The organism is Cytobacillus solani (assembly GCF_006704205.1).
GTDB classification, from domain to species: domain Bacteria; phylum Bacillota; class Bacilli; order Bacillales; family Cytobacillaceae; genus Cytobacillus; species Cytobacillus solani.
The window spans coordinates 2,115,544-2,131,522 of sequence record NZ_CP041305.1 but is presented as its reverse complement, the minus strand read 5'-3'; the positions used below and the strand labels follow the sequence as shown (position 1 = coordinate 2,131,522).

At 40.4% G+C, this 15,979-nt stretch carries 18 protein-coding genes; 4 read left to right on the top strand and 14 right to left on the bottom strand.

Annotated features, from left to right (window positions below):
- Positions 1 to 74 precede the first annotated feature (74 nt).
- The gene (locus tag FI644_RS10935; RefSeq protein ID WP_053478504.1) at positions 75 to 737 is read right to left on the bottom strand and encodes a site-2 protease family protein; all 663 of its coding nucleotides are present in this window, start codon (positions 735 to 737) and stop codon (positions 75 to 77) included.
- A 181-nt stretch (positions 738 to 918) separates the two neighbouring features.
- Between FI644_RS10935 and thmT the strand changes: the two genes are divergently transcribed.
- Complete coding sequence (gene thmT, locus FI644_RS10930) at positions 919 to 1,104, top strand: 2-hydroxymuconate tautomerase (protein WP_056686821.1); 186 nt, start codon at positions 919 to 921, stop codon at positions 1,102 to 1,104.
- Positions 1,105 to 1,113: 9 nt separating this feature from the next.
- Here thmT and FI644_RS10925 read toward each other — a convergent pair whose 3' ends face one another.
- From FI644_RS10925 to FI644_RS10915, 3 genes are all read right to left on the bottom strand, one after another.
- A complete protein-coding gene (locus FI644_RS10925) occupies positions 1,114 to 1,620 on the bottom strand; it encodes a YwgA family protein (RefSeq protein WP_053478502.1) in 507 nt (168 codons plus the stop codon).
- Positions 1,621 to 1,669: 49 nt separating this feature from the next.
- Entirely contained in the window at positions 1,670 to 2,971 is a 1,302-nt protein-coding gene (locus FI644_RS10920) for an HD domain-containing protein (RefSeq protein ID WP_056686823.1), read from the bottom strand.
- Positions 2,972 to 3,170: 199 nt separating this feature from the next.
- A complete protein-coding gene (locus FI644_RS10915) occupies positions 3,171 to 3,395 on the bottom strand; it encodes a YuzB family protein (protein ID WP_053478500.1) in 225 nt (74 codons plus the stop codon).
- 323 nt (positions 3,396 to 3,718) lie between these two features.
- Here FI644_RS10915 and FI644_RS10910 point away from each other — a divergent pair, with 323 nt between their 5' ends.
- A complete protein-coding gene (locus FI644_RS10910; RefSeq protein ID WP_053478499.1) occupies positions 3,719 to 4,459 on the top strand; it encodes an RsfA family transcriptional regulator in 741 nt (246 codons plus the stop codon).
- 245 nt (positions 4,460 to 4,704) lie between these two features.
- Here the strand turns inward: FI644_RS10910 and lipL are convergent, their stop codons facing one another.
- On the bottom strand, positions 4,705 to 5,541 hold the full coding sequence (gene lipL, locus FI644_RS10905) for an octanoyl-[GcvH]:protein N-octanoyltransferase (RefSeq protein WP_053478498.1): 837 nt from the start codon (positions 5,539 to 5,541) through the stop codon (positions 4,705 to 4,707).
- Between the two features lie 219 nt (positions 5,542 to 5,760).
- On the bottom strand, positions 5,761 to 6,738 hold the full coding sequence (pta, locus tag FI644_RS10900; protein ID WP_142108303.1) for a phosphate acetyltransferase: 978 nt from the start codon (positions 6,736 to 6,738) through the stop codon (positions 5,761 to 5,763).
- Between the two features lie 519 nt (positions 6,739 to 7,257).
- On the opposite strand from pta, the gene hemQ reads away from it, so the two are divergent.
- Together hemQ and gerQ are read left to right on the top strand one after the other, a co-directional pair.
- Positions 7,258 to 8,004, top strand: coding sequence for a hydrogen peroxide-dependent heme synthase (gene hemQ / locus FI644_RS10895; protein ID WP_142108302.1), 747 nt, complete (start codon positions 7,258 to 7,260; stop codon positions 8,002 to 8,004).
- 230 nt (positions 8,005 to 8,234) lie between these two features.
- Positions 8,235 to 8,708, top strand: coding sequence for a spore coat protein GerQ (gene gerQ, locus FI644_RS10890; RefSeq protein WP_053478495.1), 474 nt, complete (start codon positions 8,235 to 8,237; stop codon positions 8,706 to 8,708).
- Positions 8,709 to 8,751: 43 nt separating this feature from the next.
- Here the strand turns inward: gerQ and FI644_RS10885 are convergent, their stop codons facing one another.
- The 8 genes from FI644_RS10885 to mobA form a co-directional block, all read right to left on the bottom strand.
- Complete coding sequence (locus tag FI644_RS10885; RefSeq protein WP_053478494.1) at positions 8,752 to 9,123, bottom strand: DUF423 domain-containing protein; 372 nt, start codon at positions 9,121 to 9,123, stop codon at positions 8,752 to 8,754.
- A gap of 20 nt (positions 9,124 to 9,143) precedes the next feature.
- Positions 9,144 to 9,419: a YwdI family protein gene (locus FI644_RS10880; RefSeq protein ID WP_231690176.1), complete on the bottom strand. Its 276-nt coding sequence runs from the start codon at positions 9,417 to 9,419 to the stop codon at positions 9,144 to 9,146.
- Between the two features lie 833 nt (positions 9,420 to 10,252).
- Positions 10,253 to 11,272 carry a thiazole biosynthesis adenylyltransferase ThiF gene (locus FI644_RS10870; RefSeq protein ID WP_142108300.1) on the bottom strand — a complete coding sequence of 340 codons (1,020 nt, stop codon included), beginning with the start codon at positions 11,270 to 11,272 and terminating at the stop codon, positions 10,253 to 10,255.
- A 202-nt stretch (positions 11,273 to 11,474) separates the two neighbouring features.
- Positions 11,475 to 11,708: a molybdopterin converting factor subunit 1 gene (gene moaD / locus FI644_RS10865; RefSeq protein WP_053478492.1), complete on the bottom strand. Its 234-nt coding sequence runs from the start codon at positions 11,706 to 11,708 to the stop codon at positions 11,475 to 11,477.
- Positions 11,701 to 12,165 (bottom strand): molybdenum cofactor biosynthesis protein MoaE, encoded by a 465-nt coding sequence (locus tag FI644_RS10860; protein WP_053478491.1) that lies wholly within the window; start codon positions 12,163 to 12,165, stop codon positions 11,701 to 11,703. Before FI644_RS10860 ends, moaD begins: the two co-directional genes overlap by 8 nt.
- Positions 12,166 to 12,169: 4 nt before the next feature.
- Complete coding sequence (locus FI644_RS10855; RefSeq protein WP_142108299.1) at positions 12,170 to 14,101, bottom strand: molybdopterin biosynthesis protein; 1,932 nt, start codon at positions 14,099 to 14,101, stop codon at positions 12,170 to 12,172.
- 13 nt (positions 14,102 to 14,114) lie between these two features.
- Positions 14,115 to 15,344, bottom strand: a complete 1,230-nt coding sequence (locus FI644_RS10850; RefSeq protein ID WP_053478489.1) for a molybdopterin molybdotransferase MoeA — start codon at positions 15,342 to 15,344, stop codon at positions 14,115 to 14,117.
- Entirely contained in the window at positions 15,341 to 15,961 is a 621-nt protein-coding gene (gene mobA, locus FI644_RS10845; RefSeq protein ID WP_053478488.1) for a molybdenum cofactor guanylyltransferase, read from the bottom strand. Before mobA ends, FI644_RS10850 begins: the two co-directional genes overlap by 4 nt.
- Positions 15,962 to 15,979: the final 18 nt, after the last annotated feature.

Here is a 15,979-nt window from a genome sequence, read left to right as displayed (position 1 = left end):
GCATTTACAGACTGTTAGATCCCCTACTTAGAATCTCTTGTTTCCTAAACTTCTTAAGGGGGTCTTACAGCCCGTTAATCTGCGATAAATAATTGGTAAAAGAAATCACCTAATCCATTAGATAGGATAGGCAAGACCGTTCTAAAGATCGGCTGAATTGTGTATTGATCAAGCGGTGTGATAACAAGTATCAGAAAAATGACAGAGCCATATGCTTCAAATTGTGTAAGCTTCGGACGTATATGCGCCGGTGCCAAGTCCTCAACTATTCGATACCCGTCCAATGGCGGAAACGGCAATAAATTAAAAACAAATAAAACTAAGTTAAGCTGGATAAAAATATTTAAAAACTCCGGTACAAACGTTGGCAGACCAGCTGCAGCACCCATTCCAAGCAGAGCAAACAATATTATAAAGCCTAAAATGGCCATTAGCAGATTACTTATCGGCCCGGCAATCGAAACCATGATTCCCGCAAGTCTTGGATTTTTAAAGAAAAAGCGATTTACCGGCACGGGTCTTGCCCACCCGAAGCCTGCAATAAAGATTAATATTGTTCCGATTGGGTCTAGATGCTGAATTGGATTTAACGTCAATCTTCCCTGCCTTTGTGCGGTTGAATCGCCAAATTTATAAGCCACAAACGCATGGGCAAACTCATGGACCGTGAAAGCGATCATTAACGTAATCGCAACATATGGAATTTCTCTAAGTGAAAAGGCTAGAAATTGTTCCAAACACCAAACCCCTCTTTCAAACTGGAGATCCTATCTAGGGAATGAATTTCCCCTTATACATTATTTAAAAGTATACACGACTTTGCTCTGAAAGTGAAAGATAGACACCACTGCACTACTTGCACATTTTTCCGAAATATGAAAAACTCATTTTAACTCATTTTAAAAGGAGATGATATTCATGCCATATGTAACGGTAAAGATGCTAGAGGGACGCACTGAGGAGCAAAAGAAAGCACTTGTAGAAAAAGTAACAGCAGCAGTGAACGAGACAACTGGAGCACCGAAGGAAAAGATCGTTGTCTTTATTGAAGAAATGACAAAGAATCATTATGCTGTAGGTGGAGAACGTTTGAGCGATAAGTAAAGCCGAGCATTAATGCCCGGCTTTTTCTCTTAAATTGGCAATATATTGATAAGCAGTTTCTACTTCTTCATCCGTGTAGCGCTGCTTGCTTTTTAACGTAAAGATCTTTTCTTTTACTTCTTCTTTCGGAAGGGTGTCAAAATACAACACCGTTGAAACAAGCTCAAGAAATCTGGCATTTTGATTGTTCATATCTGTTAAACATTCTTGAAGATTCGGCATAGACACTTCATTCAGGCTTAAAAATTCCTTGCCATTTTCCGTTAATGTATATCGGTACTGATAGTATCCGCCCTTCTTCTCCTTCACTTCATCTAAAAAACCCATATTGCAAAGCTCTTCTACTCTTAATGTTAACTCCTCTGAATAAGGGCCGTAAAAATGAAATTGGAATCGCTCCTGAAAGGGGAAAGCCAGCTTTTTTGCGATATACACTATCTTCTGCAGTTTTTTTCGTCCGATAATTTCCTCCGAAGCGGCAATCGCATGAATGATTTTGGCATGATCTTTTAACAAGCTCTTCATCTCCTACTCCGTTTAGTCCCATATCTTAACTTTAAAATCTCTATTCTATTTCCAATAGCTTTCGAATTTGCTTCTTAATCAGCGGCTCGGTCGAATCATCCTGGAGCAAATCCGCTGGATAATACAATTTATGGTCGGTTCTTCTTTTCCCCGAGATCGCATCTACAATCTCTGATTCCCTGGAAAGCTCTCGAATTTCTTTGTTTTTCATTAATAATTGAATGGGGAGCCGCTCTTCCTCTTCACCTGGGCGGTAGAAATCATACGGCAAATCTGATGACGAATCGACAACAAGATAGTAGTCCGGGTCAATCCCTGCCTTCTCAAAAAGGACAGAAAGCTCTGCAAGCTTCTTATATTCCTTTGCAGGCTCAAATTCCGCGTACTTATATAAATTACGGTTCATAAAGCGGCAGCATAGATCTCGAAGGATTGGATCTTCCTCCTCCTGCCACATTTGAAAGTAATAAAGAATAATGGCTTCATCAAGCTTAATATAATCTTCTAATGTTAGTTCCCCATTAAACATTGAATAAAAATGAATCGGCTGTGATTTAAAGGAATATCCATGCTCATGCAAGTATTTGGCCCGATGCAAAATTTTCGTCAAAATCACTTCTGCGCTTCGGGTTACTGGATGGAAATATACTTGCCAATACATTTGATATCGGCTCATTATGTAATCCTCAACAGCATGCATTCCGCTTTGCTTAATGACCACTTGATCCTCTCTCGGCTGCATGACACGCAGGATTCGTTCCATGTCAAAATGACCGTAGCTAACCCCTGTAAAATAAGCATCTCTTTGCAGATAATCCATCCGATCTGCATCAATCTGACTGGAGATGAGGCTGACTACTAGCTTATTTTTTGATGTTTTCGCGATAACCTCAGCTACCTTTATAGGAAAATCCTTTCCTACCCTTGATAACACCTGGTTAACTTCCGTTTCTCCGAGAATGATAGCTCTTGTAAAATATTCATGATCCAAATCAAAGACTTTCTCAAAAGAATGCGAAAAAGGACCATGTCCTAAATCGTGAAGAAGTGCAGCACATAAAGAGAGGAGGCGGTCATCTTCATTCCATTCCGGCCTTCCAATAAATACATCATCTGCAATCCGCCTGACAATCTCGTAAACACCGAGCGAATGATTAAAACGGCTATGTTCGGCCCCATGAAAGGTTAAATAGGTTGTTCCAAGCTGCTTAATCCTTCTTAGCCGCTGGAACTCCTTCGTGCCTATTAAATCCCAGATTACCCGATCCCTCACATGAACATACCGATGAACAGGATCCTTAAACACCTTTTCTTCACGTAGCTTCTCCATCGAATAGGCCATCTTTTACCTCCGATTTTCCAACTTCTCTCTATTATATCTCGATTTCAAACGCAATTCACTACACATTTTCTGATATTTCAGCTATATTCGACAACAAGAAAAGCGCAAGCGCCTTTGAATAAAGGCTAGCTACAATATCCAATTATATAAATTCCTCGAAAACAAAAAATCACCTTAGGACACTCTTCAAAGGTGATTTTTACTTCTTCAGCTTTTTATTAATTTTTTCCTTTAATTCTTCTTCCGTTAAACCGGCTAACGGACGATTATTTACAAATGCGAATGTTTTCTTTCTGCCTGGCCCACAATAGGATTGACAACCTATTTCTATCTTTGCCTCTGGATCTATTTCTTTTAAAAGAGGAATTAATGTTTTTAAGTTTACGCCTAGACAATCATCGCAAACACGAAATTCGTTTGCCATCTATATTACAACCCTTTCTGCGGTCTAGCATAGTATCTATAAGTTTTTCCGATGCTAGTTACTCTTATTCACTTGGCTCATGCTGTATTTTACAGCTTAACCTTTTTCTTTGCAAGCCGTTTTATCCCACTAGCAATATGGAATTTTTTAAATTTTTCTAACGCTGCTTCAAGCAAATCACAAGTTCTATTTTATCATACCTATCTATTGTTTTTATAAAAATCTACTATCCTTTTAATCCAATTTGTATAAATTCGCCCAAAGTTGTCCATCCTTAAACTAAGGTTTTAAAAAAATGCAAAATTAAATTGGGAGTTGAGGAAATGAAAGTTCGTCAAGATGCATGGACAGATGAAAATGATTTATTACTAGCCGAAACTGTATTAAGACATGTAAGAGAGGGCAGCACACAATTAAACGCCTTTGAAGAGGTTGGAGACAAGCTCGATCGCACTTCTGCAGCCTGCGGATTTCGTTGGAATGCTGTCGTTAGACATCAATATGAGAAAGCACTCCAGCTTGCTAAGAAGCAGCGGAAGCAAAGACAGCGAATCCTTGGAAAAGATCAAGGCGGAAAGAAAAAGCTGCTATATTCACCGCCAGTACCGGAATTAAATGAAATGGAAACTACTACTATTTCATTGCCAGAGCCTGTTTCAGCAAATGAAGATTATATTGAAGAGTATGCTGAAGAAATAATTGAAACAAGGCCAACGCCAGTCTATAATGAAGTCCAAAATTATCCTGTCAGTTCTGAAATCAATCTCGATCGTGTTATTTCATACTTACAATCTTTAAAACACTCGAGTATTCAATTGGATATTTTAAGAAATGAGAATGAAAGATTAAAACGTGAAAATGCACAGATTAAGAGCCGAAACGAAGAACTAGAGGGAAAAATTGGCCAGTTAGAGCAAAACACCGTAACCATTCAAGAAGATTACGAGACCTTAATGAAAATTATGAACCGCGCTCGCAAACTTGTACTCTTTGATGAAGAGGAAAGACCTGCAACCAAATTTAAAATGGACCGAAACGGGAATTTAGAAAAGGTCGCGGAGTAATCCCTAAAGCGGAAGTGCCTTGACTACCCCCGGCAAGCATAAGACGAGCCTCTCGGAAAGGTGTCCTTTACCTTTCTGGGAGGATTCAGCTTAGACCCAAGAGGGGGTAGGCACTGTAGCTAGACGGATATATAGAAAGAGGTCATTCACTTGTCACGTGGACGACTTATACAGTAATAGGAGAAGGAAGGCCGCATGCCTCGATTAAGAAAAGCCGTAACCCCTTTATAAGGTACGGCTTTTCGTTATTTGTTATCACCGAGTATTTTTTCATTCCGCTGGACGACGCGATCGTAATAAGCTTCATATAGTTTTCGTTCTTCTTCTGTAAGCCCACCGGTGAATAAATGATTACATCTGTTTTTCAAACTAGTTAAAAACCGGAACATGACATCCTGCACTGTTAGAGTTGTATTCAATAACTCAGACAAGGACGCCATAACTGACGGTTTAATCGTAGGATATTGAAATTTTGTATCTGTATTCTTTCTCGCTGTTTGATAAAATTGTTCGATTAACTTAGCTCTGCCACTTCCGCTTCCATCTACACAAAGATAAATTTGTACAGCTACCCCACCGCGGAGCCGCCTTTGAGAAATCCCAGCAAATTTTTTACCGCCAATGCTAAGATCATAGCTCCCCGGACAATAAGAACCAACAATCTCCTTTGCCTCAATGTCTGCTTTAAAATCTGAAAACATTTCTTTAATCAGCATCCACATCGCATCATAGCCGCGGTTAATATCAATGCCTTTCTCCCCTTCTGGAAAGATCAGTGAAATATTTAACACACCTTCATCCAGCACTACTGCTAACCCGCCAGAGTTTCTGACAATGACCTGATAGCCTTCGTTTTTTAGAAAATCAATGCCTTCTTCCAAAAAAGGGAGTCTTGTATCTTGGATGCCTAATACAATTGTCTTTTCATGCACCCAGCTTCGAGCCGTCGCTGGAACCATTCCGCCTCCAACAGATGCACATAGCGTATCATCTATTCCAAATGAATGCAGTGCAGGCAAATGTTTAGCCAAAACCGATTCATCAATAACTCTCCATTGCTCTTGCTGTAATATATCTTTCATCTATGGTATTCCCCTAACCTAATTTATCTTACACTAATCATTTATTGGACAATTTCTGTATTTTATTCGCCAAAACTGCAGTATATTGGACAAACCCTACCTTATATTGGACAAAATTAAATTTTATTCGCCAAATGAAGCTGTTTATTCGCCAAACCCAATTATACCAACAGATTTTACAGAAAAAAAGAGCTAGGCATAGACTAGCTCTTCATCAATCTATTGATTTAACGCCTGCGCAGCTGTAATTAAAGCCAGCTTATAAACATCCTCTTCATTGCATCCGCGGGACAGGTCATTTACCGGGCGGTTTAAGCCTTGTAAAATCGGCCCAACTGCTTCAAAATTACCAAGGCGCTGGGCAATTTTATAGCCAATATTTCCAGCCTCCAGACTTGGGAAAATAAATACATTGGCATCGCCTTGGAGCGGAGAGTCCGGCGCCTTCTTCTTTGCAACAGAAGGAACAAATGCCGCATCAAATTGGAACTCTCCATCCAAAATCAGCTGTGGATCACGTAATTTCGCTTCCTGAACAGCAGCGGTGACCTTCTCTGTTTCTGGCGACTTTGCGGAACCCTTTGTTGAAAAGCTCAGCATTGCTACACGTGGTTCATTATCGAACATTTTTGCTGTTTTTGCACTTTCAATCGCAATTTCTGCCAAGTCCTGGCTATCAGGTGAAATATTGATTGCACAGTCTGCAAAAATATACCTTTCATCTTCTCGTACCATAATAAAAACACCTGAAGTTTTGCCAACGCCTGCCTTTGTTTTGATAATTTGAAGTGCCGGCCGTACTGTATCTGCTGTTGAATGGGCAGCACCGCTCACTAAGCCATCTGCTTTATTCGTGTATACGAGCATGGTCCCAAAATAGTTTTCATCTAGTAAAATCTTTCGGGCATCTTCTTCCGTCGCTTTCCCTTTTCTTCTCTCAATAAAAGAAGCGACAAGCTCATCCATTTTTTCATAGTGGCTTGGATCATAAATTTCTGCAGATTCTAAAGAAACATTCAAATCCTTCGCCTTTGCCTCAATCGATTGAACATTTCCGATTAAAATCGGTATAATCATTTTTTCAGCAGCTAATCTGCCTGCCGCTACCAAAATCCGCTCATCCATTCCTTCTGGAAAAACAATCTTTAAACCCTTCCCATTCACTTTCTCTTTCAAGACTGAAAATAAATCACTCATAAGAGCTCCTCCTACTTTTCAATTGTATGTATTCACTTAAGATTCTCCATTTAATCCGTACAGCTTCCCCTTCTAGAATACGTTACTATAGTAAAATTTCAAGTTGGTTTTATCACATTTACAATGTCTTTTCTTAAAAGATAAGAAAGTATAACTTTGGAGTTAGAGAATTGTCTAGCTCCAGCGCCTATCGCCTATCAAACTTCAGGTCCCCTCCCTACGATAAGTCAACATCGGTTCGCTCTCGCTCACCGTGTTTCCTATATCTCAGTCGCGGCCCTTCCAGTTTGTGCGGCGATGACCAAGGCGCTTGCGCTTTTCTTATGTATTTTCCAGTTATTACTCATTTATAAACATGAACGTCCCTTAATATTAGCCTCTTGTAACAAAATATCCACAAATCTGTCATATTAATCAATATCCATCATTTTTACAAGTTTTATTCCCTTATCATTTGGAGAAACTATGATATAGTTATGGTGTGATTATTCGCACATATACATATTAGGAGTGATAGTAATGAGTGAAGCAGCAAAAACGCTTGAAGGCTGGTATAGTTTACATGACTTCCGTGTAATCGATTGGACATCATGGAAGATGTTGTCAAGTGATGAGCGCCAAGCAGCTATCCATGAGTTTTTATCCCTTTTAGATAAGTGGAACACAACTCAAAGCGAGAAAAAGGGAAGCCATGCATTATACACAGTGGTTGGCCAAAAGGCTGACTTTATGCTGATGATTTTAAGACCAACACTTGAGGAAATAAATGAAATTGAAAATGAATTCAATAAAACGAAACTAGCAGAGTATACTGTACCTACATTCTCTTATGTTTCCATTGTTGAATTAAGCAACTATTTACCTTCAGATCAGGATCCATACCAAAGTCCAGAAATATTGGCACGTCTGTATCCTATTCTGCCTAAATCCAAGCATGTTTGCTTCTATCCAATGGATAAGCGCCGTCAAGGAAATGATAACTGGTATATGCTTCCTATGGAAGATCGCCGTAATATGATGCGCAGCCACGGTATGATTGGCCGCCAATACGCTGGAAAAGTAAAACAAATTATTACTGGATCTGTAGGCTTCGACGATTATGAGTGGGGTGTTACTTTATTCTCTGATGATGCCCTTCAATTTAAGAAGCTTGTATACGAAATGCGTTTTGATGAAGTAAGTGCAAGGTATGGAGAATTCGGTTCATTCTTCGTAGGTAATCTTCTTGAGGAAGATCGTATTGCACAGCTATTACACATAAATTAATAAATCTTTATTTTACCTCCTTTGCAATCATGCGAAGGAGGTTTTTTTCGGCTTTACTGCGTGTATACTAAAACAATTTTCTTACAAAGAAAAAAGCATAAAAAAACATGCCTATACATACTATGAATTAGTGAGTATTTATCATCAATATCGTTTTCCATTAGTCTATTAAATCCATATTCTCCTGAGCTTTATATGAAGTTTCACTTTGATTTCTAGGAGGGAAAAGTGTGAGTCAAAACTTTAATCAGTACACAGCCAACCCATACTACGGGTATCAGCAGCCATATACAGGAGGAACTGCTACTCCTGCATATAGAGTGCAGCCAATGGCCTACCCGCAAATGCAAACTGTACCATTTCCAACAACAGGAGGCGGCAGTGCCCCCTCACAAGCTCCTCAAGTTCCAGGGATGCTTCCGATTGAGCAATCCTATATCGAAAACATTCTACGTTTGAACAAAGGGAAACTTGCAACGGTTTATGCCACCTTTGAAAATAATCGAGAGTGGAACGCCAAAAAATTCGAAGGCATAATCGAAGCTGCAGGCAGGGATCATGTAATCTTAAGTGACCCGCAATCAGGCATGCGATACTTAATTCCAATGGTTTACGTAGACTATGTCACGTTTGAAGAAGAAATCGAGTATGAATATCCTTCATTCGGTGGAGCACCAAGCCTTTCACAATACAGTCCGAGGTGATTAAAAAAAGAGCTTTGACACAAAATGTCAAAGCTCTTTTTTCTTATAAATGCTTTACTGCTGCGATGATTAACAATACCCATGCCACTAAAAAACAAACACCGCCAATTGGAGTGATCGCACCAAGAACACCAATTTTCGTTAGCGTCAGTATGTATAAGCTTCCAGAGAAAAAGATAATCCCAATTAGCATGATCCAGCCTGACCAGGATAATAAAGCACTTGCTGGCAGTTTGCCTAGAAGGACACCTATTACTAATAATCCCGTCGCATGGAACATTTGATAGGTGACTCCTGTTTTCCAGATTTCCAAATACTTTGGTTCTACCATTTTTTCTAGGCCGTGCGCGCCGAATGCTCCTAGAGCAACTGATAGAAAAGCATTAATGGCACCAAGAATAATAAATAATTTCATTTTAACTCCCTCTCTTCCTGTTAAAAGTCGAACAATGAATCCCCATTTGCATCATCTTCTATCTCTAGACGTTTAGGGTGCTGAATACTAACTGGCTGAGCCTGATGAACTGGTTCTTGAGGAACAAATGTTTTTTTTGGAGCAGCTAGCTGCACCTGTTCATCTAGTATGAGCTCACATAGTGATTTAATCGAATAGATTCTTTCTCTTATTCTTGCTTCATTTATGTTTCCTTTAGCTTCGTGCAATTCCTCTTCGATTTTCCTTAGCAATTGCTGGACGGAAATGTTCAACATTTTCACCTCTACTTTATCAAGCTTTTGTTTCTACTATTATATAGTTCATAGTGGTTGATTTCCGCTCCAGGATGCTCCCTTTCCGCGGGGTGGGCGCTGAGCCTCCTCGACGCTAAAGCGTCTGCGGGGTCTCACCTGTCCCACACTTCCCGCAGGAGTCTCGCACCTTCCGCTCCAATCAACTAATCTTTTTTGCAATTATCATTTACACAATTAACACAATCTTTTAGAAAATAGCTTTATTTTAATTACTTTTTATTCACTCTCTTTTCAAAGCGTAAGCAAGGCTTACCTGATGCACGGAGTACTTCTACTGATGGAAGCTTTGCTATTTTAAATTGGAACGCTTTGCAGCCCTTTGGAAACCTTTGGTCCCAAGTAATATTGAAAAGTGGAGGCGACTGGGTTGCCCCGACAAGCATAAGACGAGCTGGCTGGAAGGTTGTTCTTTAACCTTCTAGACAGATTGGCTTATGACCTCGAGGGACTAGGAGCCGGAACTAGACAAATAGAAAAATTTACATTTGAAACAATCAATTCTGTTTTTCTCCATTTTTCCCATTCCTCTTTTTAATCAACATTCATTATACATGAACTGGCTGATTTTTTCGATCCATCATTACTTTTCTTCTGCTACATCTCGTATGATGACAAATACTGTCTGTTTCACGTGAAACAACTCATTTCCTGGGGAATTTTGTCGTATAGAAACCTTTTTTGGTATCTGCCTACCTAGTTATTCCGCTCATTTAAAAACTAGTTAGTATTAACCAGTCGACGTTTTTTTCACACGAAAAAAAAGCCCTGACCGATGTATAGTCAGGGCTTTACTTTTATCCTAGCAGTCGCTGATAAATTGTTTTTGCTTGTGTTAAATCTTTAGTTCCATGTATAAGTGCACGTCCATCATTGAAAATAACGAGACGCTGTTCATCTATCTCAACAGATAGTAAATAGGGGTTCCCCTTCACTTTGTATCCAAGTTCTTTTAATTGCTGGGATAAATCATTTAACTGGATATTCTGCCGTTCGGGCGGGCGAATCTGTACTGTATCTCTTCCGCAAAGAACAGTCGACTTTGTCATATTCTCGCTATCTAAATACGGATAGGTTCTATTTTCCCCACATGATAAACAGCCTGCATCCTTCGCTTTCGAAACCTTCATGCTCGTATATTGATTTCTCCAAAGATCAAAGCTAATAAATGAAGTACGAACAGCTTCCCAATCCTCAACAAGGATTTTCAATGCTTCAGCTGCTTGGTGTGAAATAACCATCTGAACAGTAGGAGCAATGATCCCACCTGTATCACATGTCATTCCCTGAATGGGGATCTTTTTCAGAATACAATTTAAGCAGGGCGTCTTCCCAGGAATAATTGTAAGACTCATGCCAAAACTGCCTACACATGCCCCATAAATCCAAGGGATCTGATATTTTTGTGAGACATCATTGATCGCCATTCTCGTTTCAAAATTATCTGTTGCATCAATAATTAGGTCCACACCTTGAACGAGCTCCTCTAGCTTTTCAGGTGTTGCATCCGTAATAAATGCCTCTATCTCTACATCAGAATTAATCTTCCTCAGTCGTTTTTCAGCAGCTGCTGCTTTAGGCAGCTTTTCTTCTACATCTCGCTCTGTATACAGCTGCTGACGCTGAAGATTGCTAGCCTCTACATAGTCCCTATCAACGATCGTCAGCTTGCCTACTCCTGCCCTTGTTAATATTTCTGCATTGCCTGAACCCAACGCACCAGCACCTATCATCAATACATGCTTTGAACGAATTTTCTCTTGTCCCGCTTTTCCAATTGGTGAAAATAAGGTTTGCCTTGAATACCTTTCATCCATGTGCGTTACTCCTTTCAGTAAGAAATGCGGAAGCGCCTAGGTCACCCTCGACAAGCACAAGACGAGCCTCACGGAAAGGTGTTCTTTACCTTTCTGGGAGGCTTGGCTTGTGACCTCGAGGGGGTAGGCGCTGGAGCTAGACAATTCTCTAACTTAAAGATGGTTTCTTACTATTTATAAAAATGACATCTTTTTCCCCTTATCAGCCACCGCTGACTGGAGGAATAAAGGCAATTTCATTTCCTTCATGAATGATATCCTCATCCGAAGCAAATTCCTCGTTAATAGCAGTCATTACATTTTCAAGATTGACCGACTTATAAGTTTCCAAAACCATCTGTTTCAGATCCGCTATCGTTTTTCCTTTTGCATCCATCATGATTGACTCTTCACCGACAGCATCACGTAAATGAGCAAAAAACAAAATTTTATTCATTTAAGTCACTCTCCTCCGGTTTTCCTTTTGGATAGGCAACTGTTTCAAGCTGATTTCCAATCCATTCTTGTCCGTCTTCCCAATGTTCCTTTTTCCAAATTGGTACAATTTCCTTGATCCGCTCAATTGCATATCGATTCGCTTCATATGCATCTGCACGATGGGGAGTTGAAACGGCAATGACAACGGCTACATCTGTTATATCCAGCTTCCCTACTCGATGGGTAATTGCCACCTCTGATCCGTGCCAGCGCTCTTTAATCTCATTTCCGATTTGTTCGAGCTTTTTCACAGCCATCGATTCGTATGCTTCGTATATTAAATATAGTGTTTTCTTTCCATGCGTCAATTCGCGAACTGTCCCTATAAAGGTAGTAATCGCACCTGCTTCACGCTGCACAACCTTATCAATCACTTCCTGAACATGGATTGGTTCCTTTGAGATTGCGTAATTCATTTAATCACTCCTTTTTGCTAAAGTAGATCGGATTAGGTTTCCTTTCTAGATGATACCCGCCAATTCCTTCTACTATTTCTATAAACTCTTCCGACTGAATCGCATCGATTAAATCCTTGCCCTTTTGACTTTCGAAGAATTCCTTTGTCATAAGTAAATCATAGTGTTCATCTGCAACAGGGAGAAAATCAAGGCCCATTGCATTTGCTGCAGGGTAAATTCCTAGCCCAACTGCATTCTGATTTCCTTTTACCTCTGCCGCCACACTTAAATGGGAGAACATTTCCCTATCATAGCCTATAATGGCTTCCGCACCCATTCCTTCTTTTCTTAAGAGCATATCAAATAGGATTCTCGTGCCCGCTCCTTTTTGACGATTAACAAAATGTCCCTGTTTTTGAACAATATCTTTTATTGATTGTATATCAAGTGGATTGCCCTTCGGCACTAGCCAGCCTTGTTTTCGTTTTAAAAATGGATAAAGAACAACCTCTTTATCTGCCAAAAATCTTTCAATATAGGATTGATTATATTCCAGTGTTTCTGGATCAAGAAGATGGATGCCGGCCACATGTGCCTCTCCCTTCTTAATTGCCATAATTCCTGCCAAGCTTCCGACATGAGAGGACATGATTCTTGAATCTCTTTTTACTTTTTTCAATTGGGATGATAGGAGGTCAATCGTTAAATCATGACTTCCAATACAAACGATGGATTGCTGAATTTCTTCTAACGGTCTATACAATTCAACTTCTGCGTACTCACCTTGTTCATATCCAAGGCTTGTAGGTGGAATAACAAGAATCCCATCTGCCCGGACTAACGACATGGTTACTCCAGCTGCTCTTGGGAGTGGATTAGCAATATATTCACCGTCTACAAACCCAATGTTCATCCGAATAAAATCCTCTGCCCCCATTGCCCCAACAATGCGGCGTCCAACTTTCACCTTCAGCTTTTGCCTTACTGGCTCAGGTGTTTGCAATACTTCATAAATTAGTGGCCTGACAAACCATTCAAGCGCTAGATAAGCGGAAACAGGATAGCCAGGAACCCCAATGATGATTGTATCTTCAATTTTCCCAATGATTACAGGCTTACCTGGTCTGGTTGCCACTCCATGAGTAAAAACCTCTCCAAGCTCTTGAATCATGTGAACCGTGTAATCTTTTGATCCTGCCGAAGAGCCTGCGTTGATAACAACAATATCAGAATGTTTGACAGCTTCCAAAAGAACTACCCGTAATTCCTCCGGTTCATCCTTCACGATCGGGTGCAGGTGTGGTTCTCCACCCCATTCATGAATATAATTAGCAAAAACTGTTCCATTAAATTCAATTAATTGGCCAGCAGAGATGGAGGCAGCTGGAGAAACCAGCTCATTCCCTGTTGGAATAATTGTAACGATCGGCTTTTTCACTACCGGAACGGTCACCGTTCTTGATGCAAGAAGGGCTCCGATATCCACAGGCCGAATAAGATGACCTTGAGGAAATAGCATTTCTTCCTGTACAATATCCTCTCCAATGGGCCGAATATGCTGCCAAGGTACAGCAGGTTCAATAATCTCAATCGTATCCTCAGTAAGCTCATTTACTTGCTCAATCATAATAACAGCATCAAAAGGAGAAGGAACTTCATTTCCTGTATCAACGTATACAAAATCTTCATTTCGTTTTAACTGAATCGGTCGCTGCTCGTGAGCTGAGAAGGTTTCCTCTGCAATAACAGCAATTCCATCCATCGCAGACGCATGGTAATGGGGCATGGAACTGTTTGCAAAAACAGGCTCAGCTAATACCCTTCCTAATGAACTTGAGCTGTCCAGCCATTCGATCTCTTGCTTGGATTCAAAATGGGCAAGCATTTGTTGAACTGCCTCATGCCGTGGCTTGTCCTGTAAATATACCTTCCTCTTGAAATGGAATGTTGACATCTAATTCCACCCCCTACCTAAAAATTCTTACCGGAACGAGTTCTCCCTTTTGAACACCTTCTCGCCTTGCTGCGATCTCGATCATTCCATCACTTTGAACGAGGGTAGAGATGAGACCGGATTTTCCAATAATCGGTTCAGCGTACCAATCATCATTCTCTTCAAATAATCGTACTCTCACATAATCTGTCCGTCCTGGTGATGAGGGAATATTCTTCGTTACCTTCGCAAAGGTTAGCTGTTTCTCCTTCGTTCGAGCTCCGTGCAGCTGTTCTAAGATAGCCTTTCCGAACAAGTGGAAAATAATAACAGCTGATGCTGGGTGACCTGGGAGACCAATAACAGGCTTGTTATCCGCTAAAGATAAAATCGTCGGCTTTCCCGGCTTAATAGATACACCATGCACAAATACTCCTGGTTTTCCTAGCGATTGGATCACTTCTACTGAATAATCCTTCGTGCCGACTGAACTGCCGCCAGATACAATTAAACAATCTGTACGTGCTAATAATTCTTTTGCCCTTCGTTCAAACTCCTCGCGGTTATCTTTGACAATTCCTCCATAATGGAAGCTGTAGCCCCACTCAGTCACAAGGGCACCAATTGTCATCCCGTTCATATCTCGTATTTCGCCTGGAGCTAGATTTTTCGTTTCAATTGGAACAATTTCATCACCTGAGGACAGATAGCCGATAACCGGTTTTCTTATCACGGAAACTGCTGTAATTCCTTGAGAGGCAAGTGCACCTAACTCCTGAGAACGAAGCTTCGTCCCCTTATCTAAGAGAAGGGCTCCCTTGCTTATATCCTCTCCGACAGAAATGACATTTTCACCTGGAGCGATCTGCTTGAAGACATTGATTAATCCAGCCAAATCTTCACAATGCTCAATCATTACAACCGCATCACTGCCATCAGGGAGCATGCCTCCAGTCGGTACATACATCGCTTCCCCTGCTTGAAGTGCTCTTGGTGGTACTTCGCCCATTTGAACTTCTCCTGCAAGAGCAAGAAAACCCGGCAGACTTTCGGATGATCCAAATGTATCCTTTGCTTTAACAGCATATCCATCAACAGTTGAGCGGCGAAAATCAGGAACATTTTCAAGGGCATAGATATCTTCAGCTAAAACGAAATGCAGCGCTTCAATGAGCGGAATGGTTATATATTCAGTTAATGGTTTTACATGGTGGCTGATTAGATCAAACGTTTCTTCTACCGATTTCACTTGAAAAAATTTCATGATAAATCTCTGCTTTCTTTTGGATATCCATTTGCTAGCTTTAGAGCTTCCTCAAATTCCTCTGGATGGTTCATGTTAAAAAAATGATGATCTTGATAAGGGAAATGCAGCATTTGGAGATCTTCTTCTAACACAATTTTTGTATTTATCTTTTGAAAAAATTGTCTAATTCGCAGCTCCTGTTTCTGTAAGGAATGGCTGATTTCCTCATGAACATTTTTACGATAAGCTGCGAATAATGGATGAAGCTGTTCCGAGATATTTGGCACGGCCGCATCAAAATCATCTAAGAAACCTAGCAAAATTTCTCCTAGCTTCGAAGATACAAATGGCATATCACAAGCAACAACAAGGTTTTTATCTGTTTTGGAGGCTTTTAGTCCCGCATGAATGCCTGCAAGCGGCCCCATACCCTTCCACTCGTCCTCAACCATTGGAAGATTAAGAAAGTGATAATCTTCAATTGTATTGGTCACAATCATTAGATCCGTAACCGTCTTTTCAAGCTCTGCAGCAATATGTTCTATGACCGTTTTTTCGCCTATTTTTAACAGAGCTTTATTTTTTCCCATCCTGCTTGACTTGCCGCCCGCCATGATTATTCCTGTAGTCCTCATTTTTCTCACCTGCTTTGA

Excerpts from the sequence above, each read along its gene's own strand:
- thmT (WP_056686821.1), top strand. The coding sequence starts at position 919 with ATGCCATATGTAACGGTAAAGATGCTAGAGGGACGCACTGAGGAGCAA.
- FI644_RS10920 (WP_056686823.1), bottom strand. The coding sequence starts at position 2,971 with ATGGCCTATTCGATGGAGAAGCTACGTGAAGAAAAGGTGTTTAAGGAT.
- FI644_RS10915 (WP_053478500.1), bottom strand. The coding sequence starts at position 3,395 with ATGGCAAACGAATTTCGTGTTTGCGATGATTGTCTAGGCGTAAACTTA.
- FI644_RS10910 (WP_053478499.1), top strand. The coding sequence starts at position 3,719 with ATGAAAGTTCGTCAAGATGCATGGACAGATGAAAATGATTTATTACTA.
- lipL (WP_053478498.1), bottom strand. The coding sequence starts at position 5,541 with ATGAAAGATATATTACAGCAAGAGCAATGGAGAGTTATTGATGAATCG.
- pta (WP_142108303.1), bottom strand. The coding sequence starts at position 6,738 with ATGAGTGATTTATTTTCAGTCTTGAAAGAGAAAGTGAATGGGAAGGGT.
- hemQ (WP_142108302.1), top strand. The coding sequence starts at position 7,258 with ATGAGTGAAGCAGCAAAAACGCTTGAAGGCTGGTATAGTTTACATGAC.
- FI644_RS10885 (WP_053478494.1), bottom strand. The coding sequence starts at position 9,123 with ATGAAATTATTTATTATTCTTGGTGCCATTAATGCTTTTCTATCAGTT.
- FI644_RS10880 (WP_231690176.1), bottom strand. The coding sequence starts at position 9,419 with ATGTTGAACATTTCCGTCCAGCAATTGCTAAGGAAAATCGAAGAGGAA.
- FI644_RS10870 (WP_142108300.1), bottom strand. The coding sequence starts at position 11,272 with ATGGATGAAAGGTATTCAAGGCAAACCTTATTTTCACCAATTGGAAAA.
- moaD (WP_053478492.1), bottom strand. The coding sequence starts at position 11,708 with ATGAATAAAATTTTGTTTTTTGCTCATTTACGTGATGCTGTCGGTGAA.
- FI644_RS10860 (WP_053478491.1), bottom strand. The coding sequence starts at position 12,165 with ATGAATTACGCAATCTCAAAGGAACCAATCCATGTTCAGGAAGTGATT.
- FI644_RS10855 (WP_142108299.1), bottom strand. The coding sequence starts at position 14,101 with ATGTCAACATTCCATTTCAAGAGGAAGGTATATTTACAGGACAAGCCA.
- FI644_RS10850 (WP_053478489.1), bottom strand. The coding sequence starts at position 15,344 with ATGAAATTTTTTCAAGTGAAATCGGTAGAAGAAACGTTTGATCTAATC.
- mobA (WP_053478488.1), bottom strand. The coding sequence starts at position 15,961 with ATGAGGACTACAGGAATAATCATGGCGGGCGGCAAGTCAAGCAGGATG.